Origin of the sequence: Chryseobacterium sp. G0201 (assembly GCF_003815655.1) — a bacterium.
Taxonomy (GTDB): domain Bacteria; phylum Bacteroidota; class Bacteroidia; order Flavobacteriales; family Weeksellaceae; genus Chryseobacterium.
Window position 1 is genome coordinate 1313117 of sequence record NZ_CP033917.1, and the last position, 25991, is coordinate 1339107.

Below are 25991 nucleotides of genomic sequence, written 5' to 3' on the forward strand. Positions count from 1 at the left end.
TATGAATTACAGAATAGAAAAAGACACCATGGGTGAAGTGCAAGTGCCTGCTGATAAATTTTGGGGAGCACAGACGGAACGTTCCAGAAACAATTTTAAGATTGGTCCTGAAGGTTCAATGCCCCACGAAATTATTGAAGCTTTTGCTTATTTAAAAAAAGCGACGGCTTTCACCAACACCGATTTGGGAGTTCTTCCTGCAGAAAAAAGAGATATGATCGCTAAAGTTTGCGAAGAAATCTTAGAAGGAAAATTAAACGATCAATTTCCTTTGGTCATCTGGCAAACAGGTTCTGGAACGCAATCTAACATGAATGTGAATGAAGTTATTTCTAACAGAGCGCACGTCAACAACGGAGGAAATTTAGGTGACAAATCTGAAGTTCATGCTAATGATGACGTGAATAAATCACAATCATCCAACGATACTTATCCAACCGCAATGCACATCGCAGCGTACAAAAAAGTAGTGGAAACAACGATTCCTGCTGTTGAAAAGTTAAGAGATACTTTAAAAGAAAAATCAGAAGCATTTAAAGATATTGTAAAGATCGGAAGAACGCATTTAATGGATGCTACTCCACTGACTTTAGGACAGGAGTTTTCAGGATATGTTGCTCAGTTAAATTATGGTTTAAAAGCTTTAAAAAACACGTTACCTCACCTTTCTGAGCTTGCTTTGGGAGGAACGGCGGTTGGAACTGGTTTAAATACACCTCAAGGTTATGATGTAAAAGTAGCTGAATATATTGCAAAATTCACCAATCTTCCATTCGTAACCGCTGAAAATAAATTTGAAGCTTTGGCGGCTCACGATGCTATTGTTGAATCTCACGGAGCTTTAAAGCAATTGGCCGTTTCTTTATTTAAAATTGCTCAGGATATCAGATTAATGGCTTCTGGCCCTCGTTCAGGAATCGGTGAAATTCATATTCCGGAAAACGAGCCGGGTTCATCCATTATGCCCGGAAAAGTAAATCCAACCCAAAATGAAGCGTTAACAATGGTTTGCGCTCAGGTTTTAGGAAATGATACGACAATTTCATTCGCTGGAACTCAAGGGAATTATGAGTTGAATGTTTTCAAACCGGTGATGGCTTATAATTTCTTGCAATCTGCACAGTTAATTGCCGATGCTTGTATTTCATTTAATGATCATTGCGCTGTTGGAATTGAACCTAACAATGAAAGAATCAAAGAATTGGTTGATAAATCTTTGATGTTGGTAACTGCTTTGAATACACACATTGGTTATGAAAATGCAGCAAAAATAGCAAAAACAGCTCACAAAAACGGAACAACGTTGAAAGAAGAAGCAGTAAATCTTGGACTTTTAACTCCTGAACAATTTGACGAGTGGGTGAAGCCGGAAGATATGGTAGGAAGTTTAAAATAGAAAACTAGATTTAATTATTATATTGTAAAAACGCTGAGAAATTTTTCCCAGCGTTTTTTTATATATGAATGGTTATGTGTCTTTTACCACCAAAGTGCTATCCCAAAAATTAAAGCTTTATCGTTCTCAAAATTTCCGTTTTTAAAGAAATTTCCGAAATCTTTTTTCACAAAAATGCTGAATTCATTGTAAGAAACCGTGAACTGCCCTCCATAGATAAAAGGACTCACCTGATAATTACTTCTATCTCTGTCACTGATTCCATCTCCTTTGACAATATTATTGGTAGCCATTTTTACTCCACCATAAACATTCGCTCCCACTTTGAAACCTTTATTATAATCTCTATACTCAACATCCATCCCGGCGTTTTTGATCTTCGAAAAATTATACTGAATTCCGAGCGGAACCATAATGTATCCCGTTCTAAGCTTACTTTTACTCAATCCATTTTCATAATGAACCAGGACAGGATTGGCATTAAGATCTTTCATGAAAAACATATTGTTGTCAATATTTAAAGTCCTCCAAGAAAAACCAATTCCTGAAATCAATCCCCATGGACTTGTTCTTCCAAATTGATAATTAAGTTTAAAACCAAATTCAAAATTTCCGGCGTATCCTAAGTTTTTATCTAAATCGTTATCAGCTTTATTATTCGTAAGATTCATGATTCCGTAAGAAAAATATCCTGAAAGGCTTTTCGTTGGTCTGAATTTTTTCATCAATTGTGCTTTTAACTCTTCATTAGATGCAATATCAGAGTTAAGAAGGGAATATCTTACCTGCTTTTGAATGACATTGTCAAGATCAAAACCCAATTCTTCAATTCTCGTATCAATTTTTTCGGAAAAACGATCAGCAATGAGTGATTTTTGTTTATCAAACTCAGTTTTGTCAAGGTTTTTTGACTGAAGAGTAACTAATTCTGCTTCCATCAGCTTTTTCTCTTCCTGAATGATAGCATCTATTTTTTTGGCATATTCATCTACTTTCTCCTTTACAATTGGGCTTACCTCGGTATCATTTTTTGACTGAAGATTTACTGATAATGATTTTCTCTGTGAATACGCTGATGTGGATAATGCACATAGGAATCCCATCATGATAATTTTCTTGATCATATTATTAATTTTTTATTGTTAAAATGAGTTTTTATTTTGCGTTCAGATCAACGCTTGCGACGTTGCTTTCTTTAGTTTTTTCAATAACATCTTTATGTTCAACAGAAAAAAGTAATGTGGAAGGATCTACATATTTTTTTCTTTTCGCAGGAATCTTTGCAGAATCTGCCTGAGCCATAATTTGTTCAGTTTTAATTTTAGGAAGCTGGGGAAAAACCATTTGTAGCCCTTCTTTTTGCTGAAGTATTTGTTTCTGTTCTGCTAAAACTTTTGAAGGTTGAACTTCATCGGTAATTTTAGTTGAAACATCCTTATTTTTGGGAGTTGTATTTTTATCTGCATAAACCGGCTCTGTATTTTCATGTACTTCTTCAGAAGATTTCTCATGAGCAGGATCATTTTTTATCTCAGCAATTTCTGTATGTTGAGTTTTTCCTTTATCTGAAGGATTTGAAAAAAGAACGAATCCCAAACCAAAAGCAAGAACGATACATGCAGCAGCCCAAACCCAGCTCATATAAGATGTAGATTTTTTCTGCTCTTTCTGTAATTCAATTTCAGACCAAAGATCTCTTGAAGGAGCGATTTCTCTTTCTTCTATCTGTTTTTTTATCTGATGTTCTAAATTATCCTTTTGCGTGTTCATTTTTCATTGTTTTTTGTTGTTGAAGATAAAGTACTCTTAACTTCTCTTTAGCTCGAAACAGTTGCGTCTTGCTTACCGCCAGCGAAATCTGTAATGTATCAGAAATTTCCTGATGCGAGTAGCCTTCCAGAACGTACAAGTTGAAAACCATTCTGTAAGCATCCGGAAGCTGATTCAACAGTTCCTGAGCATCAAAATCAACGGAAATTTCATCGTCCTGAGCTTCTACCAAAAAAGAAGGGTTGATATCGTCTATGTAAAAAACCGTTTTGTGGCTTTTTATAAAATTAAGACATTCATTCACCACAATTCTTTTTGCCCATCCTTCGAGATTACCATCACCACGAAAACCTTCAATATGTTTAAAAATTTTACAGAAAGCTTTGATGATACAGTCTTCCGCCTGATACAGGTCTGTGATGTAGCTTTTGCCCACGCTCAGGAATTTATTAACGTTCTGCTCATAGAAAACCTTCTGAGCAGCCGGATCTTGTTTCTTAAGACGGCTCAGCAAATCTTCTTTCTTATTTCCGAACAAAATTTTCATTCTTAAAACTGTTTCTATTGTAAAGACAACGAAAACCTCAAAAGGTTACACAAAAATATATTTTTATTAAAAAAGATTTTGAATTAATATTTCTCCCATTCAATAAGCAAATGCAAAAATCTATAAATAAAATGATTGTAAAAAATAAATTAAACAATCAAAACTTAAAGGTTTCAAAAACAAAAAGGTCAGAAAAATGTTCTGACCTTTTATATCTATTTACTCTGTTTCAGCTTATTTTTTCGTAAAAGAGTAAAATTTTGAATTAAATTGCCTCAGTCGGAGTTGAAACCTGATCCGCAAAATACTGTTCCAATTCTTTCAAAGTCTCAGGATTGGTCTGAATATCTTTCACCATTTGCCCTTTATTTACTACCACAATTCTATTGCAAACTTCTGTCGTATGCGAAAGATCGTGACTAGAAATAAGGAACGTCACTCCATCCTGCTTCGACAATTCTTTAATTAAATTCTTCAGTTTAATCTGTGTAGAAGGATCTAAATTGGCAAAAGGCTCATCCAAAATAATAATTTCAGGATTTCCGATAATTGCGCCTACAATTCCTACTTTCTTCTGATTTCCTTTCGAAAGATCACGAACGTATTTTCCGGAATTTAGAATCTCTCCATTAAATAAATCATGAAACTGTTTCAAAAACTCATCCACAGAAGCTTTATTCTGTCCTCTCAATTCACCGATAAAATAAAAATATTCCTCCGGTGTCAGATACCCAATTAAAAAAGTATCGTCCACGAAAGCTGAAACTTTGCTTTTCCATGCTTCGGATTCGCTTACTTTAATTTCGTCAATGCTTACAGAGCCTGTTGTAGCCTGAATCAGATCTAGCATTAAGCTGAAAAGCGTAGTTTTTCCGGCTCCGTTATTTCCGACGAGACCGAACGTTTCGCCGTTAGGAATTTCAATATTTTCAATATTCAGAACAGTCGCAGTTCCGTATGTTTTAGATAAATTATTTATAGTAATCATATTAACCTTTGTTTTTGAATGCGTCTAACGTACTGTATTTCTCTTTTTTATAGTGTCTTACGATGGTATCGAATATTTTTTCTCTCAATAAAAATCCAATTAATCCTAAAATAGCTATACTTACCACACCGACAGTCATTCCGAAGAAATATTTTGAAGCTCCGAATACAGCCATCGGTAAAAGCATTTTTGGAATTAATAACAACAAAGCTTTCATATTGAAACTGTTTTTCTGGCCAATCCTTTTTTCTCTGGAATTCAGGTCTATCTGAGTTTTATTAAAAGCTCCTGACCACAGCGTAAATTGTGAATTAACTCCAATATTATAGAGTCCAGCTGCGAAGAAAGTAATGTAGATCTCCCAACCCCAATAGGCATAAAATATAGCAATGATAATTGAAGCTCCTGTTACAATATTCATTAACCACCATTTTGCTTTTAAATATTCTTTGTAAGGAACATTTAGAGTCATCATTAAAGGATAATAAGAGCTGTCGAAAGCCGGAACCCTTTGCCCAAACAAAAATTGGAAACCTCCCGTCACAAAAAGTCCCATAAGCATCATCATATAAGGTGTTTTGTAGACCGGAGAAGAGAACATCAATAATCCGTAAAATATAAACAGAAAGCTTCCCAAAATAATTCCTTTGGCCACTTTATTTCGTCTTAACAGCTTGATATCGTTATTAATAAACGTTCCGAGTACACCATATTTATTTAAAAAGGCAATATTTTCTGTTCTTCCGATCTCTTTTTTCGCTTCTAATCCTTGATCCAAGTAAAATTCCTGAAAAACATGTTTAAAACAAATCCACCAAAGTCCTGAAAACAAAACAATCGGTATTAAAATTAAATAAGGTTTCGTATAAAAACCATAGAAAAAGGCTTCAGAGTAAGATAGAAGCGGAATGATATTATAATACGTCAAAAGCCCCAATCCTATGAATATAGAACCGACAACAATTGCTACCGTTTCTTTATTATTAAAAAGGATATTGATAAAATTATTAAGATAGAAAAGTAGAGAAACTCCTATAAACCAGCTCAAAACTTGTAAAAATCCGTATCCGTTGAATAGCGCGATGATAGAAAACGTAATGAAAAACAAAGAATTAAGCCAACTAAAAGCTGATAAAAATGTTTTGATCAACATGTAATTGACCAATGTTTTCTTAGAAATATTCAGCGTAAGAAATGGTTTTATGTTTTGGGTAGACATTTCCTGCCACATATATTTGACAATCAAATCAACCGCCCAAAAAATAATCATGAATTTTGAAACTACTTTTATAGGACCAGCATTCATTTTGTTTTGAATCAGATAAAAAACAGCAAAAGCCCCTCCTACCAAACATGCCATAAAATAAAGAATCCCTATAAATCGGAAAATTTTCATGGCCAAATTTACCCCAACAGAAGTACCACGAAAAAAACTTTTTATTTCTAACCTTAGGAACTTTACAAACATAGCTTACTTTTTTACATTAGTAAGTAGAATGCAAAATATGTTACAGATTTTTAGCCAATTAATTCTTTCGCCTGCGCCAAAGCCGCTTCAGTAATTTTACTTCCTGAAAGTAATTGAGCAATTTCGTTCAATTTTTCATCATCACTCAAAGGAACAATGGTAGATTGAGTTTTGCCGGAAACGTCCTGTTTTACCACTTTGTAATTATTATTTCCTTTTGCCGCAACCTGTGCCAAGTGAGAAATAACGATCAACTGCATGTCCTGAGACATTTCGCGCATCAGATTTCCGATTTCTTCGGCTACTTTCCCTGAAACTCCACTGTCTATCTCGTCTAAAATAAGCGTTGGAAGCTCATCACTTTCAGCAATGATTTTTTTGACAGCCAACATTACTCGAGATCTTTCACCGCCGGAAATAGCTGTCTGAATAGGTTTTAAAGGAAACCCAGAATTGGCTTGAAACAGCAATTGAATATTCTCTTTCCCAAATTGATTAAATTCTGAAGTATCCTGAAGTTCAATATCAACTTTAGCTTTTTCAAGACCTAGTTTTTTAAGTAAGCTTTCTGCTTTTTTAATGAAAACAGGAACACTTTTCTTTCTGTTTTTCGAAAGCTTTTCGGAAAGAGATTGAAGAGATTTTTCTTTTTTAGAAATATTTTCTTCAATTTCTATAATATTTGATTCTAATTCTGATGCACCTTGCTGTTCTCCAGATAATTGATCTCTGATTTCTTTTAATTCAGAAACATCAGAAACGTTATGCTTAATAAATAAAGCATTGAGCTTATTATTCAGTTCGGAAAGTGAAGCAAGATTCTCAGGATTAATTTCAATTTTCTCAGACTCGTTTTCGAGTTCGGAAATGATATCTTTTAATTCTACAAAAGATATTTCCAATCTTTGGTCTAGCTCAGAAAAGCTGTTTGAGACCTCAGAAATTTTAGATAATTTATTTTTTGCTTCATTAAAGAAAGATAAAATCCCGATTTCTTCCTGATGAAATCTAGATAAAACCTGAGCCAGATTTTCGGAGATCATTCCTGCATTTTCCTGAACAGAAAGCATATTTTTTAATTCTTCATAATCAACATCATCCAGATTCAATTCTTCCAGTTCATTTAATAAAAACTGTTTGTAATCACTTTCTTTATTACTTTCTGAAAGTTGAGTCTGCAATTTTTTTAGCTGAGTTTTTAAGCTCTGAAATTCTAAAAATTCATGCTGATATTCTTCAACGATTTTTTTATTTTCGGAAAGTCCGTCAATGATTTTAAATTGATATTCTGATGTAAAAAGATTTGAAGTTTCAAATTGTGAATGAATATCGATAAGCTGTGAAGACAATTCTTTTAAAACATCCAACGTTACCGGAACATCATTAATAAACGCTCTAGATTTGCCTGCAGGAGAAATTTCTCTGCGGATAATGGTTTGATGCTCATAATCGAGATCATTTTCTATAAAGAATTTTTTGAACTGATTATTTAGGTTAAATTCAGTTTCAACAATGCTTTTTTCGGCTGCATTTGAAATAGATTTCACATCTGCCCTTTCTCCTAAAATAAGTCTAAGGGCACCTAAAATAATAGATTTACCCGCACCGGTTTCACCGGTTATTACTTGTAAACCATTGTGTAATGATACATCTAACGTATCAATAAGGGCAAAATTTTTAATGTAAATTCTCGAAAGCATTGATGTAGCAGTTACTTTAGGTAATGCAAATATAGAACTTTAAAATTCAGAATTCAAGACTGAAAAAATCCGAGTTTTATTGTTTCCACTGACTCCAATATTTGTCTGTATTTTTAGGATTCATGAAGATCAGTAATTGTTTCAGATCACCCAATACAATTCCTCCATTATTTCCTGAATTGAATATATTAAAAATCTCATCCGCCTTATTCGTTAGAAAAAGATCTAAGTAATAATTCTGAGTGAAATTACTTTCATAGGTTTTCAACTGTAACAAACCATCAAAAATAACTTTCTTTGCCTGTGTCTGATCCTGATTGAATAGATTATCTAAACCAGCTCTGTGATAAGAATAAAATAAAGATCTTAGCTGTGTCATATTGGGACTCATAATTTCTTTGATCAGCTGAGAACGGTTTCTGGGCTCATTAATTTGCTTCCATCCCTCATAAGTATTCTGAGATTCTCCGTTTTGAGCAATTTGCTGTGCTTTTTGAAACCACGGTGTTCCGCCCGAAGACTGGAAACTATCCGCATCGTAGCCCAAAATTGTATAGACATAAAAACTAATGACATCAATTAAATTTTTACCTGAAAACTGTCTTTCATTAAAAATAAGATTCTCATTTTCAATATATTCAAAAGAAAACCTTTGATCATTAAGATTTACTAATGGAGATTCATAATTTGTATTATAAACCGGACGTACTGCCTGAACAACAATATTTCCTTTGTATTTGTTATTACCGGGACTTTCTGTCAGAACAATAGCAAAATTACATTTTATCTTTTCAAAATTCTGAAGCTTTTTACCTGTCCAGCTTGTATTATTAATGAAATCTCTAAGACTTTTTTCCAAAGATTTATAAATCTGCTGGTTACTTCCTCCCAATGATTGAGCGTTTACCTGAACGGTAGCCAGCAACTCCTGAGAAAAGCTAAAATTAAATATGAAAAGTAGTAAAAATAAACTTATGTATTTTTTCATTATCTATTAAAAATTGAGAACGGAAATTTATTAAAATTATTTTAAAATCTGAGACTCAACAAAATTAAGAATGTCTTTTGCAACATCATCCTTAGATTTTAGCTCAAATTCTTTTTTCTCCGTCTTGGTGAATATTTTTATTTTATTGGTATCATTCTTAAATCCTGCGCCTTCGTCACGAAGAGAATTTAAAACAATCATATCAAGATTTTTCTTTTCCAGTTTTCCTTTGGCATTTTCTTCTTCATTCTGAGTTTCCAAGGCAAAACCTACCAAAAACTGATGGGTTTTCTTTTCACCCATTGTTCTGAGGATATCCGGATTTTTAATTAATTCAATGGTTAAGCTTTCGTCATTTTTTTTGATTTTTTCCTTAGCCACTTCCTTTGGAGCATAGTCTGCAACGGCTGCACTTGCAATTCCAATATCAATTTTATCATAAAACTCGAACACTTTCGCCACCATTTCTTTTGCAGAAGTCACTTTATGTAGATAAACATTTTTATCATCTATCACCTGAGAAGTCGGCCCCGAGATCAAAATAACTTTTGCTCCTCTTTTTGAAGCTTCCTCAGCCAGAGAAAATCCCATCTTACCCGAAGAATGATTTCCTATAAACCTTACAGGATCAATGGCTTCATAAGTGGGTCCGGCAGTAATTAAAACCGTTTTTCCTTCTAAAGTTTTTTTATGATTTGAATTAAAAAATTCTTCAACAGCTTTAGCAATTGTTTCCGGTTCCGCCATTCTTCCCTGCCCGATTAATCCGCTCGCAAGCTCACCCTCTTCTGCAGGAATGATAAAATGTCCGAAATCTTCAGCCAATTCTAAATTCTGCGTTGTGGAAGGATGCGCATACATATCCAAATCCATTGCAGGAGCTATAAAAACGGGGCATTTCGCTGACATATAGGTTGCAATAACCAAATTATCACACATTCCGTGCGTCATTTTTGCCAACGTGTTTGCTGTGCAGGGAGCAACGATCATTACATCTGCCCACAATGCCATTTCCACATGACTGTTCCATGTTCCGTTTTCATTATAAAAATCTGTATAAACAGGTTTTTTGGACAGCGTAGACAAACTCAGCTTCGTTACAAAATGCTCAGCATCAGGAGTCATAATCACCTGAACTTCTGCACTTTTCTTTATCAATTCTCTTATCAGAAAATGAATTTTATAGGCTGCAATTCCTCCAGAAACGGCAATAAGAATCTTCTTCCCGGAAACACTCATGTAGTTTTAATTTTAAAACACTAAAATACTTATTTTTTCTCACAAACCATTTAAACAACAAAGGTCATAAAAGAAATAGTTCCTTTATGACCTTCATCTATTAAAAACCAAACGGTTCTTATTTTCTTTCTTCAGTTTTTCTGAAGTAGATATCTTCGTTTAACCATTCTTCAATAGCGATAGAAGTTGGTTTTGGAAGTTTTTCGTAATGTTTAGAGATTTCAATTTGCTCTCTGTTTTCGAAAACTTCTTCCAATGTAGAGTTGTGAACAGCAAATTCATCTAATTTGTTATGCAATTCCGTACGGATTTCTGCATTGATCTGCTCTGCTCTCTTTCCCATGATAACAATAGCTTCATAGATTGAACCTACTTTATCTTCAATCTTGTCTTTATCGTAAGTAATAGTATTTACTTCTGCTTTTGTATCTTTTACACTCATTTTGAGAAAATTAATTTATTTATAAGATGGCAAATTTACGAATTATCTTTGGATTTTGAAAGTCGCTGCCGGTGGAGGTGTTTGAAGCTTCGCACTATCCCTCTGAATCTGCATTGCTTTCTTCTCAGCATCAACCTGATTTTTAATCTGCTCCTCAGTTTTATTCTTTTCTGCTACCTTTTCAGCTTCTTTTTTCTGTCTTGCCGTTAATGTTGCAATTCTAGCTTCAGTTTCTTTTTTTACAACTGCAAAATCTTTCTTTTCTTTCTCTAATTTTTCTCTAAGATCCAATGCAGTTTTAGAATATTCTGTATTCGGAAGATCTTTTTCAACCTGTCTTGTAAAAGATAATGCGCTTTCAATACGTTCATCTTTTAGATCATAAATAGATTTTTGGGCCAAAGAATAACGAGCTTTCATGATATAATCATAAATTTTCGGACGAAGCTTTGTACTTGGGAAATCTTCCAATACGTTTTCTAAAGCCGTATTTGCAGCTTTGTAATCACCCATATTAAAGTACTGTCTTGCATTTTCGTAAGATTTGAATTCTAACTTGTAAGACAACTCATCAATAAGGGTACTGATATTTTTAGATCTTTCAGAGGTTGGATAATTATTTAAGAATTCCTGTAACTCATTAATTGCCAATTCTGTACTAGACTGATCCAAATTATAATCCATTGAACCTTCATAGTAACATAAAGCAGACATATACGCTGCCTCTTCTGCTCTTGGATCCTTTGGAAAACTTACTGCAAAGTTTTTGAACTGATGCCCAGCCAATTTATAATTTTTATCGTAATAGTTTGCATACGCCGTATTGAAACCCACATTAGGGAAATCATCCGTACCTGCAACCAAATTAGCCAATCTGTCATAAAGAGCCAATGAATTTTTCCACTTCTTTTTTGCAAAGTTCTCATTTGCAACCTTTAAGATGTAGTTTTTATCAGCACTTTTCATCGCTTTATCTTGCTGACTCACACATGAAGATACCACAGCTACAGCAAAAAGACCTAAAATATATTTTTTCATATAAAAAATTCAACAGTTTTCGGATTATATGACCGATCTATTAATTTGCAAAAATATAACTTTTTTGTCAATAGATTTTTTTTTATGAATATTTAACGTAATTTTAGTCTGCAGCGTATCCCAAAATTGCAAAAACACTCATCAAAAGATTCATTCTCACCTTCTTTTCGGCTTCTTTGGCGTAAGCTTCTTCATTTTTACTCGGAACATAGAGTTCATAAAAGTTTTTATTGCGAATTACAAACAATGTAGAACCAATAATTGTGGTAAGAACATCTTCAGGTTTTGGCGTAAATGTGAAAACTCCTGACGTAACTCCTTTTTTTATGACTTCATCCAGTTTTTTTACAAATAATTGATAAAAATCGAGAAGCTCGTCTTTTAAATTTTCTGTATGTCGAAGTTCCTGCGTAACAAATCCGTGGAAATAATTATATTTAAATAATTGAGAGACAATATATTTAATAATCTCCTTCATTTGCATTTCCGGTTTGCCATCTTTGATTGTGTCTGCAAATTCCGAAAAATTTTCCCTCGTCTTTAGAACTCTGTATTGATAGAGATAAGACATCATTTTCTCCTTAGAACCGAAATAATAAGAGATCATTGCGACATTAATACCGGCTTTGGAACAGATATCCCTCACCGACGTTCCTTCATATCCTTTTTTCGCAATCAGCTCTTCGGCGATGTCTAAAATATGGATTTGTTTTTCTGTAAATTTTTTCTTCATGGAGTGTTGTTTGAGTAAAGTTAAGAAATTTTTAACATATTTATAAACGTTCGTTTAAGAATTTTCTATTAATTCTAAATAGTTAGTATTTTTGCTCATGGATTTTTTTGATTTTCATCATCATAAGAAAAATATAACGTACGGAATTTATAATTTAGACTTAAATAATATTCCGCCCTATTCCTTGTATTCTATTGGAATCCACCCTCAGGATATTCAAATAGAATACATTGATAATCAAACCGATTGGTTACAATCAAACATCAATGTAAACTGCTTTGCGATTGGAGAATGCGGATTGGATTCTTTTGTTGAAATTGATCAAAAAATTCAGGAAAACGTTTTTTTAAGGCAAATAAAAATTTCCAATGAAGTAAAAAAGCCTTTAATTATTCATTGTGTAAGAAAATTTTACGAAGTGATTTCCTTCAAAAATAAGGCAGAACAAGCGATGATCATTCATGGTTTTAATAAAAAACAAAGCATTGCCGAAGACCTGCTCAAAAATAATTTTTATCTGAGTTTTGGAAAAGCGGTTTTGTATAATTTATCTTTGCAAAATATTCTGAAAATTACCCCTTTAGATAAAATCTTTTTAGAAACTGATAATGAAGATTTTAACATCGAAGATTTATATCAAAAAACCTCGGAAATCAAGGGGATTTCTTTAGAAAAACTGAACGAACAAATTTTAGAAAATTTAGAGACAATAAAAAATGGATAAAAACTGGTTGGAGAGAACGGAACTTCTCATCAAAGAAGATGGTTTGGAAAGATTGAATAAAGCAACTGTTTTGGTTGTCGGACTAGGCGGAGTTGGTTCTTTTGCGGCAGAATTTCTCGCAAGAGCCGGAGTCGGAACCATGACAATCGTAGATGGTGACACGGTAGATATAACAAACATTAACAGACAGTTACCCGCTTTACATTCTACAATTGGAAAACATAAAGTAGAGGTTGTTGCAGAAAGGCTTTTAGATATTAATCCTCAACTTAATTTAACCAAAATCAATGAGTTTCTAAATCCGGAAAGAATGGACGAAGTCCTGGACTCTGCAAAATTCGATTATGTTTTAGATTGTATCGACAGTATAACGCCAAAAGTTTATTTAATCATCGCGGCAAAAAGAAGAAAAATAAAGATCGTAAGCTCAATGGGAGCCGGAGGAAAGATCGATCCTAGCAAGGTAATAGTAAGAGACATCAGCAAAACCGAGCATTGCCATCTTGCAAGACAAGTAAGAAAAAGATTAAAAAAAGAGAAAATTGATAAGGGTGTTCGTTGCGTTTTTGCTAACGATATCCAAGATGAAGAAAGCCTGAAAATGACAGACGGAAGCAATTATAAAAGATCTTTTTACGGAACGATAAGTTATATGCCTGCAATTTTTGGCTTGTATACTGCTTCGGAAGTTATTAATCATTTATTGAAAAAAGATTAATTTAATTCATAATAAAGATGCTTCGACTCCGCTCAGCATGACATTTCTAATACTCGCTGTTTTCCACAGTATATTTTTAGCGCTGTCATGCTGAGCGGAGTCGAAGCATCTCAAACAAACAAAATATACCTTATATTTACACTCTGTAAATGACAAATTTCAAATATCCCAGAGCCGAAAAACTCAAAAAAAACAATGAGATCACTTTACTTTTTGAAAAAGGTAAATGGAGAACGTGCGGAAATTTGAGAATTATTATCCTAAAAGATAAACCTGCTTTACCTGTAGAAACTTTAAAATTCGGAGTTTCTGTTTCTAAACGATATTTCAAAAAAGCAGTTCACAGAAACCGCATAAAGAGATTATTACGAGAATGTTACCGCTTGAATAAAGATCTTTTCAGAGAAGCTTTCGGTGAAAAAACAATTGCGATGATGTTTTGGGTTTCTCCAGAAATGCCTGCTAAATTTCAGGATGTAGAAGCGCAGTTTATTAAACTTTGTCAATCTAATCAACCTCAGAAAAAATCTTAACTTTTCTATTTTTCAAGAATAAATAAAGCGTGAAGATTTGTGAAAATCTGTTGTTATAATTATTTATTTTTCTACAACAGATTTGCACAGATGATTGTGTGCTACTTTCTTGTGCTTAAATATGATTCGCTGAGAATTAAAAATTCATTAAAATCTTTGCATTCTTTTTGTAACTTTATGGGAAACAATTAATCTGAAAATTAAAATGTTAGATCATGTTCCCTACTTACCTTATGTCCTGAGTGCGTTTATCGGCATCGGACTAGCTGCCGCGACCGGCTTTAGAGTTTTTCTACCCATGTTTGCGGTAAGTTTAGCTTCTTATCTTCACTGGATCCCAACAAATGAGAGTTTTGAGTGGCTTTCCGGCCTACCAACGCTTATCACAACCGGAATTGCTACGATAGCTGAGATCCTCGCTTATTATATTCCCATTATTGATCATTTATTAGACACAATATCTGTTCCAATGGCGACTGTAGCCGGATCTGTTTTGTTTGCGAGTCAGTTTGCAGATTTGGGGACATTTCCACAATGGGCATTGGCTTTAATAGCGGGCGGTGGAACGGCAGCAACTATAAGTTCAGGCTTTGCAGGACTCCGGGCTGCTTCTACAGCAACAACGGGCGGACTCGGAAATTCAGTTGTTGGAACCACAGAAACGGCCGGAGCAGGAATTATGACTGTTTTAGCAATGGCGATGCCGATTTTAGCAGGGATCTGCGCGATTATTTTGGTAGTTCTCGTATTTGTTTACGGACGAAAAGCATGGCGGAAATTGAAAAGTAAAAAGAATGTCATCAATAATACATAAAACAAAAATGCTGAATCTCTTAGACTCAGCATTTTTTATATTTTTTTATTTTTAAATCTTAGTTTTTACCTCGAACATCCTTTATTTCCTGAATTTTTCCTTCGAAATAATCTTTCTTTTCAGGGTGTTTCGTAATCAATATATTGAAAGCTTTGATTGCTTTTGTGTACAATTTCTGTTCGAAATATAACGTAGCCAAAGTTTCTGTCATTAAGTGTGAAATATCATCCGTTTTTTCTTTAACAACGAAATTAACTTCATCTTTTAACTGAGATATTTTAGGATTATTTTCTATGAAAGATTCAATAACCTTATTTTTAATTTCAGTTTTTATTTTATCGATTGGTTCCGCTTCTTCTACTTGCTGAATCTGTTCTACCGTTTCTTCTGCTTCATCAGACGGCCTGTCGATTTTCAGCCAGCTTTGCCACGTATTGATAAATCCGGGAACATTGCTGTCTATTGGATTTGCGCTTACCGTTTCAGCAGGAGTTTCTGTAGCTTCTTCTTTTTCTTTTTGCTGTTCTTCTTTAGCTTTATTTGCATCAACCGCCCAGCTTGAAATAATATCTGAATTAAAGAAAGAAACATTCAATGCCGGAGCTTCTTCCTCTTCCTCATCTTCTTCTTCAGTTTCTGGTTCTTCAATTTTTTCTTCGATAACAGGTTCTTCGATAGTTTCGATTTCCTCTGAATCTTCTTTTGGAAGTTCTGTTTCTTCTACTACTTGTGAAATAATCTCTTGATCTTTTGGAGCTTCTTCTTTTACCTCTTCAACTTTCGGCTGAGGAGTTTCTGTTGATTTATTGATTAAAGAATCCGGAACGTGAGATTCGAACCTCATTGGTTTCCAAGCAGATTTCACTTCCTGTACCTCTTCTGTGACAATTTTATCTTCCGGAATTTCTTCGTTTACGGTTTCTTCAACTGTTTCGACCTCTTCAGGCTTATTTTCAACTAATTCAGGTTGGCCTTCCTCAATTTTTTCTTCAACATTCTCTTTTACAGGTTCTTCAACATTGAAATTTTGAGTTTCGGAAAAACTTATTTCATGTCCTGAAATTTCAGGTTCAGTTTCTTTTTGTTCAGAAGAAACTTTTACCGTTTTCATTTTTTTCTCAACCTCTTCAATCAAGCGTCTCATTTCATCTTCATGTTTGTTGATGCTTGGCTGAGGGATTTCTTCGCTTACCGTTTCTTCAATAATATTGGATTGAATTTTAACATCAGGAAGGAAAGAATCTGTTCCGTGGAAACTTAATTCGGCATCATTATTTACCTTTTCTGTTTCACTTTCTGAAGTAATTTCTTCTTCATTGATGATTTCTTCGGGAGTAAATGCTATTTTAGCTTCAGTTTGAGTAAACTCTTCATTTTCAGCAGAAACAATTTCATTTTCTTTAACTGAATTATCATTTTCAGTTAAAGAAGGTTCTATTTCATGGAAACTTATATTAGATTCATCATCAATTTTTTCTTCCTCTAATTCTGAGTCAACTTTTTCTTCATTAATGATCGTTTCCGGAGTGAATTCCGAAATTTCTTCAACTTTATTAAATTTCTCATTTTCAACAGAAACCGCATTGTTTTCTTCAACTAAATCATCTTCTTTAGTCTCATTTTCGGTTAAAGAAGGTTCAATTTCATAGAAGCTTACATCAGATTCATTATCAATCTTTTCTTTCTGTGCTTCTGAATCAATATTTTCTTCATTAATAATCGTTTCAGGAGTAAATTCTGCTATTTCTTCAACAGGATTTTCTTGCTGAACTTCCTCAGAAATTGGTTCTTCCTGAATATTTTCAACTTCATTTATTACCTCTTCTACTTCTTTCTTTTCAGCTTTTTGAGTAACAATAGATCCGGATTCTAAGGTAGATTCCAAATCAATTGTTTCTAAAGTATCGTCCTCAAGGAAGTTTTCTTCACCTTCAAATAAGATACGGTTTCTTTCACCGTTTACGTGAAGATGCTTAATTTCCGGTATGGTTTGAGCCTGAAGAAGGAAAGCTTCTTCGTGCTTTTTATCTTCAATGATCTGCTGCTCCTTTTCCTCTCTTTTAATAGGGAAACTGCTGCTTTTATAAATATATTTGAAAGTATTTACAGAAATCAAAGGCTTTTGCTCTTCAATAATTTCCGGTTTTGGCTTTTGCTTAATTTTACCGTTGATCAACTGATAAAGAATTTTCTTATCCGTTGTATAAGCAGCCGTTGTAGAAAGCTCTTTCTGATAATTTTCTTTATCATAAAGATGAATCCCATACAGATGCAAAGCTCTGATATTTTGAATGTAAGGAAAAGAACTGATTTCCTCTTTCAAAAGATTAAGATCTTCTGACTGTATATTTTTGGGGTTCCTTAATAATTCTAAAACTCTTGGATTCATTTTACCAATTCGCTACAATATCGTTAAATATCTTGTTAATGATTCTATCTGTTGCAATCTTCACCTGTGAGGCTTCTATATCTGATTGTGATAAGTTACTGTTGAAAACCGCTTCATCAGAATATGTTCTGTCGAAACTCGAGTCCGGATGGATCTTGTTTTCGTAATGTACTTTCACTGTGATTGTTAATTTATTTTGAGAATCCTGAACAATTCCGCCCGTCGTTTGATTGGTGGTTGAATTTGAACCAATCGTAGTCGGTGTTATAGAATAGTCTGAGATTTCTCCTTCGATCAAAATATCCGGATTTTCTTTGGTTCCCTTTAACGTCGTTCTTTGTAAAAATCTGTTTTGAATATCCGTTGAAAACTGCTGTGACAAGGCAGGATTCACCAATGCTGCATTATTTGGAAATTCATTGATCTGTACCGTTTTTTCGTCCGTTAAAGATGAACCTGTAAAAGAATAACACTGTTGAAACAATGTAAGAATTACAAATCCAAATATAATTTTCATTTTACCTATCATAAACCCTGCTTTTGATTTTGCGTTTCTAAAATATCTTTAAAGCTGACATATTTAATACAAATTCCGATGGGTATCGTAAATATTATCCCGATTCCGCACGCTATGATCCCTAATTCTGAAATTACTCCAACAACAAGGCTGAAAATCAATATCATAAAAAAGTTTTTCTTAGCAATCTTCCAAGAAAGTGAATACGCTTTTCTTACGCTTTGAACTCTGTAAATCGAAATTAACGGCTGTACAAAGTAAAACGAAATTGCAAATGCAAATATCAGCAATATAAAAAGGATCATCCAAACTCCCATTCCGCCTGCAAATAATGCAGTCCCTACATCGCCTGTACCATCACCATATTTTGCCGCCATAATCATTGGAACCATAGACACTTGAATAGGAATCATCAATATGAAAATTGCTACAAAAAGCAATATCATAAATTTGAAATACACCCAAAAATCTGTAAAATCAAAAATATCACCAGCCTGAACTTTTTCTCCTGCGTCTACTTTTCTGCAAATTTTATAGAAATTTCCTAATGCCAATAATCCGCAAAAAGGAATTATGCTCATTACGATTGCAAGAATTGTGGCAACTATAAATCCGCCAATATCTTTTTTGAAAAGTTCAAATCCGTCCGAGACGTATTTTCCGATGTTAAAATTGTATCCTCTGTTAATAATTAAGTCAAAATTCATGGTTAGCTTAGTCTTCTAGGTTATATTGTTTTATTTTTCTGTATAAAGTTCTTTGTGAAATCCCCAACTCATCGGCCGCTTTGTTCCTGCGTCCTTTATGCTTCTCCAATGCCTTGATAATCAAATCTTTTTCATTATTTTGAAGAGACAGAGATTCAGGCTTATTTTCCTCAATTTCAATATCTTCAAAGTCTTCATAACTGTTGTCTGAATCTGAATTCGAAATGATTGTTGGTGTCTGAACAGCCGGGTTATTATTAATATTATTTTCAAAATACAATAAAGAGCTTGCGGGAGCTGCCTGTTGAGTTTCAGGAGTATAAATTCTGCTGATGAGATTTTTTTCCTGGTTGCTCAGATCTGCAGTTCCTCTGTTCTTTATCAGTTCCGAAGTTAAGGATTTTAAATCATTAATATCGTTACGCATATCGAAGAGAATTTTATACATAATTTCTCTTTCACTTCCGAAATCATTCTGTTTCTGTGTATTAGGAGCATTTACCACCATTGGCAAATGGGTCTCCATTGGGATATATTCTGTTAATTTTTCTACCGTTACGCTTCTGTCACGCTCTACCACGGTCATTTGCTCAACAAGATTTCTCAGTTGACGAATATTTCCGGGAAAAGTATAATTTTCGATATAATGAACGGCGTTAGGCTCCAATTCCAATTCCGGCATTCTGTATTTTTCGGCAAAATCTATAGCGAACTTTCTGAATAACAAATGAATATCACCTTTTCTTTCTCTCAAAGGCGGCATATCGATCTGCACGGTATTTAAACGGTAAAATAAATCTTCACGGAATCTTCCGTCATGAATTGCCTTCATCATATTGACGTTGGTAGCAGCAACAATTCTTACGTTCGTTTTTTGAACCTGTGAAGAACCCACTTTCATGAATTCACCGCTTTCTAGTACTCTTAAAAGACGAACCTGCGTCTGCAAAGGAAGCTCCCCAACCTCATCCAAGAAAATTGTTCCGCCGTCTGCCACTTCAAAATAACCTTTTCTTGTACCTGTTGCCCCTGTAAAAGCGCCTTTTTCGTGTCCGAATAATTCGGAATCAATGGTTCCTTCTGGGATTGCACCACAGTTAACGACAATATATGGTTGATGTTTTCTTTTGGATTCTGAATGAATGATTTTCGGGATAAATTCTTTCCCAACTCCACTTTCACCGATTACCAGCACGGAAATATCCGTTGGTGCTACCTGAATAGATTTTTCTAAGGCACGGTTTAAAGCCGGAAAATTTCCGATAATTCCGAAGCGGTTCTTTATATTTTGTAACTCGTTACTCATAAGTAAATTTTTGATTATTGATTTAATTTTTTGCTTACAGAACTTAAATTATCTTCTGCAAACTTTGTTGATTTTTTAAAACGATTAGATAAACTTTTAAAGCTTATTTTCATCACGATTAGTAATTCTAACTTATTAAATCCAAGTAATCTTTGTTTCTGACTTTTGAAACCTTAGTTGTAAAATATATGTTTTCGACAAAATCATAATCTTTGATTTGTCGTTCAAAATTTTCTAAATTTTTATTATGTTTGTTCTTTTGAGAATAATTTAATTCAAAATCATTATAAAAGTTATGATGCTGAATTTGGAAAATATTTTCGCCAATTGCATCAACGGCTTTTTGTTTTTTACTTAAAACGCAATAATCAGTTCTTTTTTTCTTAACTAAAAACTCCAGCGACTGGTCACAATCTTGGGTTCCTAAAAACTTACTGTAAACTTCCCAAAGTCTTTTACAGTCATCGCTTTCAACGGTTCCGTTTCTGACATGGGCTGAAATATTATTGCAAATGATTACCAATAAAACACTGAGGCAATATTTTTGAAATTTTTCCATTGTCTGTTTATTATTGATAATTATTATTCTTGAATATATATTTTCTCTTTGGAGAACAATTTAGTTCAGTGTATGTTCTATTTTTCTCCCTAAAAGTGTGCCCTGTGTGTTATCATAAACGAAAACATCCACAATATCACCCAATTTTTGCCCTTCAAGCATATCAAATACGCAAACGGCATTTTGAGAGTTTCTACCTTTCCACTGATTTTCATTTTTTCTTGAAACACCTTCGATCAAAATACGGTGAACACGTCCAACGTATCCTTCCATTCTTTGTCTGGACAATTCTCTCTGTAAATCAATAACTTCTGCTAAACGTCTCTGCTTAACATCCGCCGGAACATCGTCTTCCATTTTCTTGTGAGCAGGCGTTCCCGGTCTTTCCGAATAGGAGAACATATAACCATAGTCATATTCCACCTCTTTCATTAAACTTAAAGTATCTTGATGATCTTCTTCTGTTTCGCCGCAAAAACCAATGATCATATCCTGAGAAAAAGAAATATCCGGAACGATTTCTTTAGCTTTTTTAATTAAATCTAAATATTCTTCGCGGGTATGCTGTCTGTTCATCGCTTCCAACATTCTGTTGCTTCCACTTTGAACAGGAAGGTGAACATATTTACAGATATTTTCGTGCTTAGCCATAACTCTGAACACATCCAAGCTCATATCCTGAGGATTCGACGTTGAGAATCTGATTCTCATTTGAGGAACTGCTTTAGCTACAAGATCAAGCAAATTAGCAAAATCAACTGCTGTAGCCTTCTGCATTTCAGAAGCTTTGGCGAAATCTTTTTTAGGACCGCCTCCGTACCAAAGATATGAGTCTACGTTTTGTCCGAGAAGAGTAATTTCTTTATAACCGTTATTCCAAAGCTCTTTACATTCTTCAAGAATTGAGTGCGGATCACGGCTTCTTTCTCTACCTCTTGTAAACGGAACTACACAGAATGTACACATATTATCACAACCTCTCGTAATAGTGACGAAAGCTGTAACTCCATTTCCGCCCAAACGAACAGGATTGATATCTGCATACGTTTCTTCTTTTGAAAGAATTACATTAATAGCATCTCTTCCGTCTTCGGTTTCTTTTAAAAGGTTGGGTAAGTCTCTGTAAGCATCGGGTCCAACCACAAGATCAACCAATTGTTCTTCTTCCAAAAATTTAGTTTTTAATCTCTCCGCCATGCAGCCCAAAACACCGACCGTCATGTTTGGTTTTTCTTTTTTCAGCTTTTTGAACTGAGCAAGACGCATTCTCACCGTCTGCTCGGCTTTTTCACGAATAGAACATGTGTTTAAAAGGATAAGATCCGCTTCTTCTACTTTAAGAGTGGTATTGTAACCCTGATCATTAAGAATAGAAGCAACGATCTCAGAATCAGAGAAATTCATCTGACAACCATAGCTTTCTAAAAATAATTTTTTAGAATTTCCATCTCTTTCAGCAATCGCAAAAGCTTCTCCCTGCTTGGTTTCGTCTATATATTTTTCCTGCACTTTTGTAGAAATTAAATTTTAGAAATTGGGTTTTAAATCAATGCTAAAAATAGTTTAGTTTGCAAAGATACAAAATATTGTGCCAGAATGGCAGGGTTATCTGCTTCTAAAATTTTGATTGCTAGACTTCCCTTTCATCCTATCTTTTTTATATTCTAAATTATATTTATATCGTATTTGTTTGAGCTTATTTTCACACTACAAATCTGTTGAAATAGATGACAGATTCATTTTTATTTTAACCTGTGAAATGATTGGTTGGCCATTACAAGATGCCGGGATCCAGTTTTTTTTGATTCTTCTCACCACATATTTCATGTCATCAAAGAAGACTTCACTGTTGGTAACTTTGGGAGATCCTTCAATTTTTATCACTTTTCCTGTTTGATCGATCGTTAATATAAAATTGAAATCACCGTTTAAGACATAAAAATCAGAATTAAGATAATCAAACATATATTTTCTTAATGTTTCTTTATAAACCAATACTCCGCCCTCAAAACCTGCGGCTTTAAAATCATTACAGTTTTTTGCCGCAATTTGTAATAACGGTTCTTTTATATCTATTTTTAAAAGATTCTTATTGCTTTCCGAAGTAAAAGTATCATCTCTTTCTTCAACATCTTGTTGTGCAAAAGTAAAATTTGCCACCAAAAGCCCGATCAACAATGCTAAAGTTTTCATGAATTAATTTTTATTGAAGCAAAATTACATCAAAAAAAAGCTTCACACAAAAGTGTAAAGCCTGATTGAAATATTTAATTAAATTTTAATGTAAAAATTATGAAACTATCGCTTGATCTTGAGCTTTACTTCCTGTTTCCTTTAACATTAATGAAATAAGAATTGCTAAAACAATCCCCGAAATCCAAAATAAAATCGAATGTTGAAAATGCAGATCTCCCGAAGAAATATCTAAACTTTTCCCGAACCATCTGCTGAAAATAGGGCTCAATAAAGTGGTAACTCCAAAAGTGATAAAGTTAATAGCTCCTGTTGCGCTTCCTTTTACATAATCAGGATTAGCTTCTTTAATAACAGAATAAGGAATCATTGCTGCTCCGGAACCTAGTCCAAGAATGAACATGCTAATTTTTGCAGGATATAAATCCGGTAGATAAATTAATTGTAATAAACTGATGATCATTAAAATAGCACCAGCAATCAAAACAGGTTTTCTACGACCAATTTTATCTGTAATAAATCCTAAAAGAGGACATCCGAAAACCCATCCAAAGGCGACCATCGCACTTGTAATTGCTGCTTCATGAAAAACAAACTGTTTGTCTTTCTGGAAAAAAGCAACCGCCCAAGTCATTGCAAATATCGTTGTCGGAGCAAATAATAACCCGGAAACAATTCCACAAAGCCAAGATTGAGGATTTTTAAAAACAATTTTATAGGGTTCCAAGTAACCAATATGCTGGTTTTTAGCTTTCTCAGAAGCTTTCGCTTTATTTTCATTAGGAATTACAAAAAATAGCCCAAAAGCTGTAATAATGGTTGCGATCCCTGACCAAAGCCAGAAAGTATCGATATTAACTCCTTTTTCAACCCAAGGTCCCACTACAAATTGTCCGGCTGTTCCGCCCAACATTCCTATACACTGCGTAAAACCGATGGCTGTAGCCAAAGATTTCGAAGAAAACCCTTTACTCGCCAAGTAAACACAGCCCGGAAAAGCAAAAGCACAGCCCGCGCCCTGCAATAATCTTCCCGTAACTCCTGTAACCTGACTTGAAATTAAAAATAATAAACAGCCAATTCCCAAGATCAAAGTGCCGACAAAAAGAGATTTTTTCCCACCGAATTTATCTAAAGCAATCCCGGCAATCAAACTGCAGGTTGAATAGGTGTAATAATAGGTTCCGACCATGCTGATCAATTTCAGTTCGGTTGTATTAAAATTATTAACCAATTGAGGAATCATCACCGCAGGAGCAGATCTGATCACGTAATCTAAAAAGTAAAAGATTAGTCCAAATGCCCACGCAATGATGTAGAATTTCTTTAAAGAACTATCCATTATAACAATCCTTTAATATGTTTATAGTTACTTTTTACAGTGTCTAAAGCTTCTTCCATTTTACCGCCAAGCATCAGCTGAGCCATAGATTTTGTCATTCCTACAACCTGATCAAATTCAATCTTTGGAGGTAATGCCAGCGCATTTGGATTGGTGAAAATATTTAAAAGGTAAGGGCCATTGTAATTTAAACATTCATTAATAGCCGCTTCAACTTCTTCCGGTTTGTGAACGTTTTTGCCTGGATATCCCATTGCCTGAGCTATCATTGCAAAATCAGGGTTGATCATATCGGTCTCATTATCGGGCATTCCGCCGACTTCCATTTCCAGTTTTACCATTCCTAGTGTTCTGTTATTAAAAACAATCAATTTTATGGGAAGTTTATACTGAAAAATAGTCGCCATATCTCCTAATAACATGGATAATCCACCGTCACCACACATCGCGATAACCTGTCTGTCGGGATGAGCTAATGACGCTCCGATAGCCATCGGCATTGCATTCGCCATAGAACCATGATTGAAAGAACCCAACATCTTACGCTCTCCAGTTCCCGTAATAAATCTTGCGCCCCAAACACAACACATCCCTGTATCTACAGTAAAGATGGCATCTCTTTTAGCTAATTTATCTAAAGTATGTGCTACAAATTCCGGCTGGATAGAATCTTCTTTTCCGGAATCTTTTACATACGTCAATTGTTCTTCTTTTACTTTTTCGTAAAATTCCAACTGTTGATTAAGGAAATGTACGTCTGTTTTTTCTTTTAATAAAGGTAATAATGCTTTGATGGTTTCTTTAACATCGCCCGTCAAACCCAATTCCAACTTGGCTCTTCTGCCCAATCTTTCAGGACTTTCATCAATTTGTACAATCTTATTTTTAACAGGCATGAATTTCTGATAAGGGAAATCTGTTCCCAAAAGAATTAGTAAATCAGCTTCATGCATCGCGTGATACGCGGAAGGAAGTCCCAGAAGTCCGGTTAACCCAACTTCATTAGGATTATTTGGCTGAATCGCCATTTTTCCGCGGAAAGAATATCCTACAGGAGCTTTTAAATATTTTGATAATTCTACCACCTCAGCATTGGATTTTTCAGCTCCGATACCGCAGTAGATGGTTACTTTTTCGCTTTCGTTAATTAAATTCGCCAATTGGTTCAATTCCTCATCAGACGGGCGAATAACAGGATTTGTTTTAAATATTTTATTGGAAGTCGTAGCTTCTTCAGCATCCAATTCTGAAACATCTCCCGGAAGACCAATCACAGCAACTCCTTTCTTTGAAATAGCATGCTGGATCGCTGTTTGAACAGTTCTCTGAACCTGCTCCGGTCTTGTGATCAATTGATTGTAATAACTGCAATCATCAAATAATTTTGTGGTATTTGTTTCCTGGAAATAATCCATTCCCATTTCTTCGGTCGGAATCGTTGAAGCGATAACCAACATCGGAACGTGAGAACGATGCGCTTCGTAAACTCCATTGATCAAATGAACATGTCCCGGTCCGCAACTTCCTGCACAAACCGCAAAACCATCAAGTTCTGCTTCCGCTGCTGCAGCATAGGCTCCCACTTCTTCATGCCTTACATGAATCCATTCGATGCTGCTTTTTTTCACGGCAATATTTAAATGATTAAGGCTATCGCCTGTTACTGCATAAATTCTTTTCACATTTGCATTTTCGAGCATTTCAACAATTTGCTCTGCTATGTTTTTAGCCATAATTATATTTTTTGACGGTTATTTTTCTAATTTGGGAATATAGAATGGTACAGATCAGTTAAGATTATTTTCTTGTTTAAAGATTGATCTCTATCAAATTTATGGAATAATAAATGTTTTAAAGATTCTTAAACCTTAAAATTTACT

25 protein-coding genes are annotated in these 25991 nt (G+C 34.3%); 5 read left to right on the forward strand and 20 right to left on the reverse strand.

The genetic code is table 11. The features are described 5' to 3' along the window. The first annotated feature begins 1 nt into the window (after position 1). Positions 2 to 1396, forward strand: a complete 1395-nt coding sequence (gene fumC / locus EG348_RS05785; RefSeq protein WP_123981492.1) for a class II fumarate hydratase — start codon at positions 2 to 4, stop codon at positions 1394 to 1396. An 83-nt stretch (positions 1397 to 1479) separates the two neighbouring features. On the opposite strand, the gene EG348_RS05790 is transcribed toward fumC, so the two are convergent. The 11 genes from EG348_RS05790 to EG348_RS05840 form a co-directional block, all read right to left on the reverse strand. Further along, complete coding sequence (locus EG348_RS05790) at positions 1480 to 2520, reverse strand: outer membrane beta-barrel protein (RefSeq protein ID WP_123981494.1); 1041 nt, start codon at positions 2518 to 2520, stop codon at positions 1480 to 1482. A 31-nt stretch (positions 2521 to 2551) separates the two neighbouring features. Then, positions 2552 to 3166: a hypothetical protein gene (locus tag EG348_RS05795; protein WP_123981496.1), complete on the reverse strand. Its 615-nt coding sequence runs from the start codon at positions 3164 to 3166 to the stop codon at positions 2552 to 2554. Then, positions 3147 to 3713 (reverse strand): RNA polymerase sigma factor, encoded by a 567-nt coding sequence (locus EG348_RS05800; RefSeq protein WP_123981498.1) that lies wholly within the window; start codon positions 3711 to 3713, stop codon positions 3147 to 3149. The genes EG348_RS05795 and EG348_RS05800 overlap by 20 nt, the downstream gene beginning before the upstream one ends. A gap of 265 nt (positions 3714 to 3978) precedes the next feature. After that, the gene (locus EG348_RS05805) at positions 3979 to 4701 is read right to left on the reverse strand and encodes an ABC transporter ATP-binding protein (RefSeq protein WP_123981500.1); all 723 of its coding nucleotides are present in this window, start codon (positions 4699 to 4701) and stop codon (positions 3979 to 3981) included. 1 nt (position 4702) lies between these two features. Then, positions 4703 to 6097: a DUF5687 family protein gene (locus EG348_RS05810; RefSeq protein ID WP_262696708.1), complete on the reverse strand. Its 1395-nt coding sequence runs from the start codon at positions 6095 to 6097 to the stop codon at positions 4703 to 4705. A 122-nt stretch (positions 6098 to 6219) separates the two neighbouring features. Next, positions 6220 to 7869: a DNA repair protein RecN gene (locus EG348_RS05815; protein ID WP_123981504.1), complete on the reverse strand. Its 1650-nt coding sequence runs from the start codon at positions 7867 to 7869 to the stop codon at positions 6220 to 6222. Between the two features lie 76 nt (positions 7870 to 7945). Further along, the gene (locus EG348_RS05820) at positions 7946 to 8857 is read right to left on the reverse strand and encodes a DUF4835 family protein (RefSeq protein ID WP_123981506.1); all 912 of its coding nucleotides are present in this window, start codon (positions 8855 to 8857) and stop codon (positions 7946 to 7948) included. 36 nt (positions 8858 to 8893) lie between these two features. Beyond that, entirely contained in the window at positions 8894 to 10096 is a 1203-nt protein-coding gene (coaBC, locus tag EG348_RS05825) for a bifunctional phosphopantothenoylcysteine decarboxylase/phosphopantothenate--cysteine ligase CoaBC (RefSeq protein WP_123981508.1), read from the reverse strand. Between the two features lie 118 nt (positions 10097 to 10214). Then, the gene (locus EG348_RS05830) at positions 10215 to 10538 is read right to left on the reverse strand and encodes a DNA-directed RNA polymerase subunit omega (protein WP_027378789.1); all 324 of its coding nucleotides are present in this window, start codon (positions 10536 to 10538) and stop codon (positions 10215 to 10217) included. A 42-nt stretch (positions 10539 to 10580) separates the two neighbouring features. After that, positions 10581 to 11576, reverse strand: a complete 996-nt coding sequence (bamD, locus tag EG348_RS05835) for an outer membrane protein assembly factor BamD (RefSeq protein WP_123981510.1) — start codon at positions 11574 to 11576, stop codon at positions 10581 to 10583. A 103-nt stretch (positions 11577 to 11679) separates the two neighbouring features. After that, positions 11680 to 12309 (reverse strand): TetR/AcrR family transcriptional regulator, encoded by a 630-nt coding sequence (locus EG348_RS05840; RefSeq protein ID WP_123981511.1) that lies wholly within the window; start codon positions 12307 to 12309, stop codon positions 11680 to 11682. A gap of 97 nt (positions 12310 to 12406) precedes the next feature. Between EG348_RS05840 and EG348_RS05845 the strand changes: the two genes are divergently transcribed. The 4 genes from EG348_RS05845 to EG348_RS05860 all read left to right on the forward strand — a co-directional run bounded on the left by EG348_RS05845 (position 12407) and on the right by EG348_RS05860 (position 15098). Then, positions 12407 to 13033 (forward strand): TatD family hydrolase, encoded by a 627-nt coding sequence (locus EG348_RS05845; RefSeq protein WP_123981513.1) that lies wholly within the window; start codon positions 12407 to 12409, stop codon positions 13031 to 13033. After that, positions 13026 to 13751, forward strand: coding sequence for a ThiF family adenylyltransferase (locus EG348_RS05850; protein ID WP_123981515.1), 726 nt, complete (start codon positions 13026 to 13028; stop codon positions 13749 to 13751). Before EG348_RS05845 ends, EG348_RS05850 begins: the two co-directional genes overlap by 8 nt. 149 nt (positions 13752 to 13900) lie before the next feature. Then, the gene (gene rnpA, locus EG348_RS05855; RefSeq protein ID WP_123981517.1) at positions 13901 to 14284 is read left to right on the forward strand and encodes a ribonuclease P protein component; all 384 of its coding nucleotides are present in this window, start codon (positions 13901 to 13903) and stop codon (positions 14282 to 14284) included. A gap of 205 nt (positions 14285 to 14489) precedes the next feature. Further along, positions 14490 to 15098 (forward strand): DUF4126 domain-containing protein, encoded by a 609-nt coding sequence (locus EG348_RS05860; protein WP_123981519.1) that lies wholly within the window; start codon positions 14490 to 14492, stop codon positions 15096 to 15098. Between the two features lie 58 nt (positions 15099 to 15156). On the opposite strand, the gene EG348_RS05865 is transcribed toward EG348_RS05860, so the two are convergent. The 9 genes from EG348_RS05865 to EG348_RS05905 form a co-directional block, all read right to left on the reverse strand. Then, a complete protein-coding gene (locus EG348_RS05865; RefSeq protein WP_123981521.1) occupies positions 15157 to 17487 on the reverse strand; it encodes a hypothetical protein in 2331 nt (776 codons plus the stop codon). 1 nt (position 17488) lies between these two features. After that, positions 17489 to 18004, reverse strand: coding sequence for an LptE family protein (locus tag EG348_RS05870; protein WP_228414837.1), 516 nt, complete (start codon positions 18002 to 18004; stop codon positions 17489 to 17491). Positions 18005 to 18012: 8 nt separating this feature from the next. Continuing rightward, the gene (locus EG348_RS05875) at positions 18013 to 18711 is read right to left on the reverse strand and encodes a hypothetical protein (protein ID WP_123981523.1); all 699 of its coding nucleotides are present in this window, start codon (positions 18709 to 18711) and stop codon (positions 18013 to 18015) included. A gap of 7 nt (positions 18712 to 18718) precedes the next feature. Then, complete coding sequence (locus EG348_RS05880) at positions 18719 to 20017, reverse strand: sigma-54 interaction domain-containing protein (RefSeq protein WP_123981525.1); 1299 nt, start codon at positions 20015 to 20017, stop codon at positions 18719 to 18721. A gap of 127 nt (positions 20018 to 20144) precedes the next feature. Beyond that, positions 20145 to 20576, reverse strand: a complete 432-nt coding sequence (locus tag EG348_RS05885) for a hypothetical protein (RefSeq protein ID WP_123981527.1) — start codon at positions 20574 to 20576, stop codon at positions 20145 to 20147. Positions 20577 to 20636: 60 nt separating this feature from the next. Next, on the reverse strand, positions 20637 to 22085 hold the full coding sequence (gene miaB / locus EG348_RS05890; protein WP_123981529.1) for a tRNA (N6-isopentenyl adenosine(37)-C2)-methylthiotransferase MiaB: 1449 nt from the start codon (positions 22083 to 22085) through the stop codon (positions 20637 to 20639). A 198-nt stretch (positions 22086 to 22283) separates the two neighbouring features. After that, positions 22284 to 22769 carry a hypothetical protein gene (locus EG348_RS05895; RefSeq protein WP_123981531.1) on the reverse strand — a complete coding sequence of 162 codons (486 nt, stop codon included), beginning with the start codon at positions 22767 to 22769 and terminating at the stop codon, positions 22284 to 22286. Positions 22770 to 22866: 97 nt separating this feature from the next. Beyond that, positions 22867 to 24111, reverse strand: coding sequence for an MFS transporter (locus EG348_RS05900; RefSeq protein ID WP_123981533.1), 1245 nt, complete (start codon positions 24109 to 24111; stop codon positions 22867 to 22869). Next, positions 24111 to 25844 (reverse strand): thiamine pyrophosphate-dependent enzyme, encoded by a 1734-nt coding sequence (locus EG348_RS05905; protein WP_123981535.1) that lies wholly within the window; start codon positions 25842 to 25844, stop codon positions 24111 to 24113. Before EG348_RS05905 ends, EG348_RS05900 begins: the two co-directional genes overlap by 1 nt. Positions 25845 to 25991 lie beyond the last annotated feature (147 nt).

Bases quoted from the DNA above. Each gene is read 5' to 3' on its own strand.
- fumC (WP_123981492.1), top strand. From the start codon at position 2: ATGAATTACAGAATAGAAAAAGACACCATGGGTGAAGTGCAAGTGCCT.
- EG348_RS05790 (WP_123981494.1), bottom strand. From the start codon at position 2,520: ATGATCAAGAAAATTATCATGATGGGATTCCTATGTGCATTATCCACA.
- EG348_RS05795 (WP_123981496.1), bottom strand. From the start codon at position 3,166: ATGAACACGCAAAAGGATAATTTAGAACATCAGATAAAAAAACAGATA.
- EG348_RS05800 (WP_123981498.1), bottom strand. From the start codon at position 3,713: ATGAAAATTTTGTTCGGAAATAAGAAAGAAGATTTGCTGAGCCGTCTT.
- EG348_RS05805 (WP_123981500.1), bottom strand. From the start codon at position 4,701: ATGATTACTATAAATAATTTATCTAAAACATACGGAACTGCGACTGTT.
- EG348_RS05810 (WP_262696708.1), bottom strand. From the start codon at position 6,097: ATGAAAATTTTCCGATTTATAGGGATTCTTTATTTTATGGCATGTTTG.
- EG348_RS05815 (WP_123981504.1), bottom strand. From the start codon at position 7,869: ATGCTTTCGAGAATTTACATTAAAAATTTTGCCCTTATTGATACGTTA.
- EG348_RS05820 (WP_123981506.1), bottom strand. From the start codon at position 8,857: ATGAAAAAATACATAAGTTTATTTTTACTACTTTTCATATTTAATTTT.
- coaBC (WP_123981508.1), bottom strand. From the start codon at position 10,096: ATGAGTGTTTCCGGGAAGAAGATTCTTATTGCCGTTTCTGGAGGAATT.
- EG348_RS05830 (WP_027378789.1), bottom strand. From the start codon at position 10,538: ATGAGTGTAAAAGATACAAAAGCAGAAGTAAATACTATTACTTACGAT.
- bamD (WP_123981510.1), bottom strand. From the start codon at position 11,576: ATGAAAAAATATATTTTAGGTCTTTTTGCTGTAGCTGTGGTATCTTCA.
- EG348_RS05840 (WP_123981511.1), bottom strand. From the start codon at position 12,309: ATGAAGAAAAAATTTACAGAAAAACAAATCCATATTTTAGACATCGCC.
- EG348_RS05845 (WP_123981513.1), top strand. From the start codon at position 12,407: ATGGATTTTTTTGATTTTCATCATCATAAGAAAAATATAACGTACGGA.
- EG348_RS05850 (WP_123981515.1), top strand. From the start codon at position 13,026: ATGGATAAAAACTGGTTGGAGAGAACGGAACTTCTCATCAAAGAAGAT.
- rnpA (WP_123981517.1), top strand. From the start codon at position 13,901: ATGACAAATTTCAAATATCCCAGAGCCGAAAAACTCAAAAAAAACAAT.
- EG348_RS05860 (WP_123981519.1), top strand. From the start codon at position 14,490: ATGTTAGATCATGTTCCCTACTTACCTTATGTCCTGAGTGCGTTTATC.
- EG348_RS05865 (WP_123981521.1), bottom strand. From the start codon at position 17,487: ATGAATCCAAGAGTTTTAGAATTATTAAGGAACCCCAAAAATATACAG.
- EG348_RS05870 (WP_228414837.1), bottom strand. From the start codon at position 18,004: ATGAAAATTATATTTGGATTTGTAATTCTTACATTGTTTCAACAGTGT.
- EG348_RS05875 (WP_123981523.1), bottom strand. From the start codon at position 18,711: ATGAATTTTGACTTAATTATTAACAGAGGATACAATTTTAACATCGGA.
- EG348_RS05880 (WP_123981525.1), bottom strand. From the start codon at position 20,017: ATGAGTAACGAGTTACAAAATATAAAGAACCGCTTCGGAATTATCGGA.
- EG348_RS05885 (WP_123981527.1), bottom strand. From the start codon at position 20,576: ATGGAAAAATTTCAAAAATATTGCCTCAGTGTTTTATTGGTAATCATT.
- EG348_RS05895 (WP_123981531.1), bottom strand. From the start codon at position 22,769: ATGAAAACTTTAGCATTGTTGATCGGGCTTTTGGTGGCAAATTTTACT.
- EG348_RS05900 (WP_123981533.1), bottom strand. From the start codon at position 24,111: ATGGATAGTTCTTTAAAGAAATTCTACATCATTGCGTGGGCATTTGGA.
- EG348_RS05905 (WP_123981535.1), bottom strand. From the start codon at position 25,844: ATGGCTAAAAACATAGCAGAGCAAATTGTTGAAATGCTCGAAAATGCA.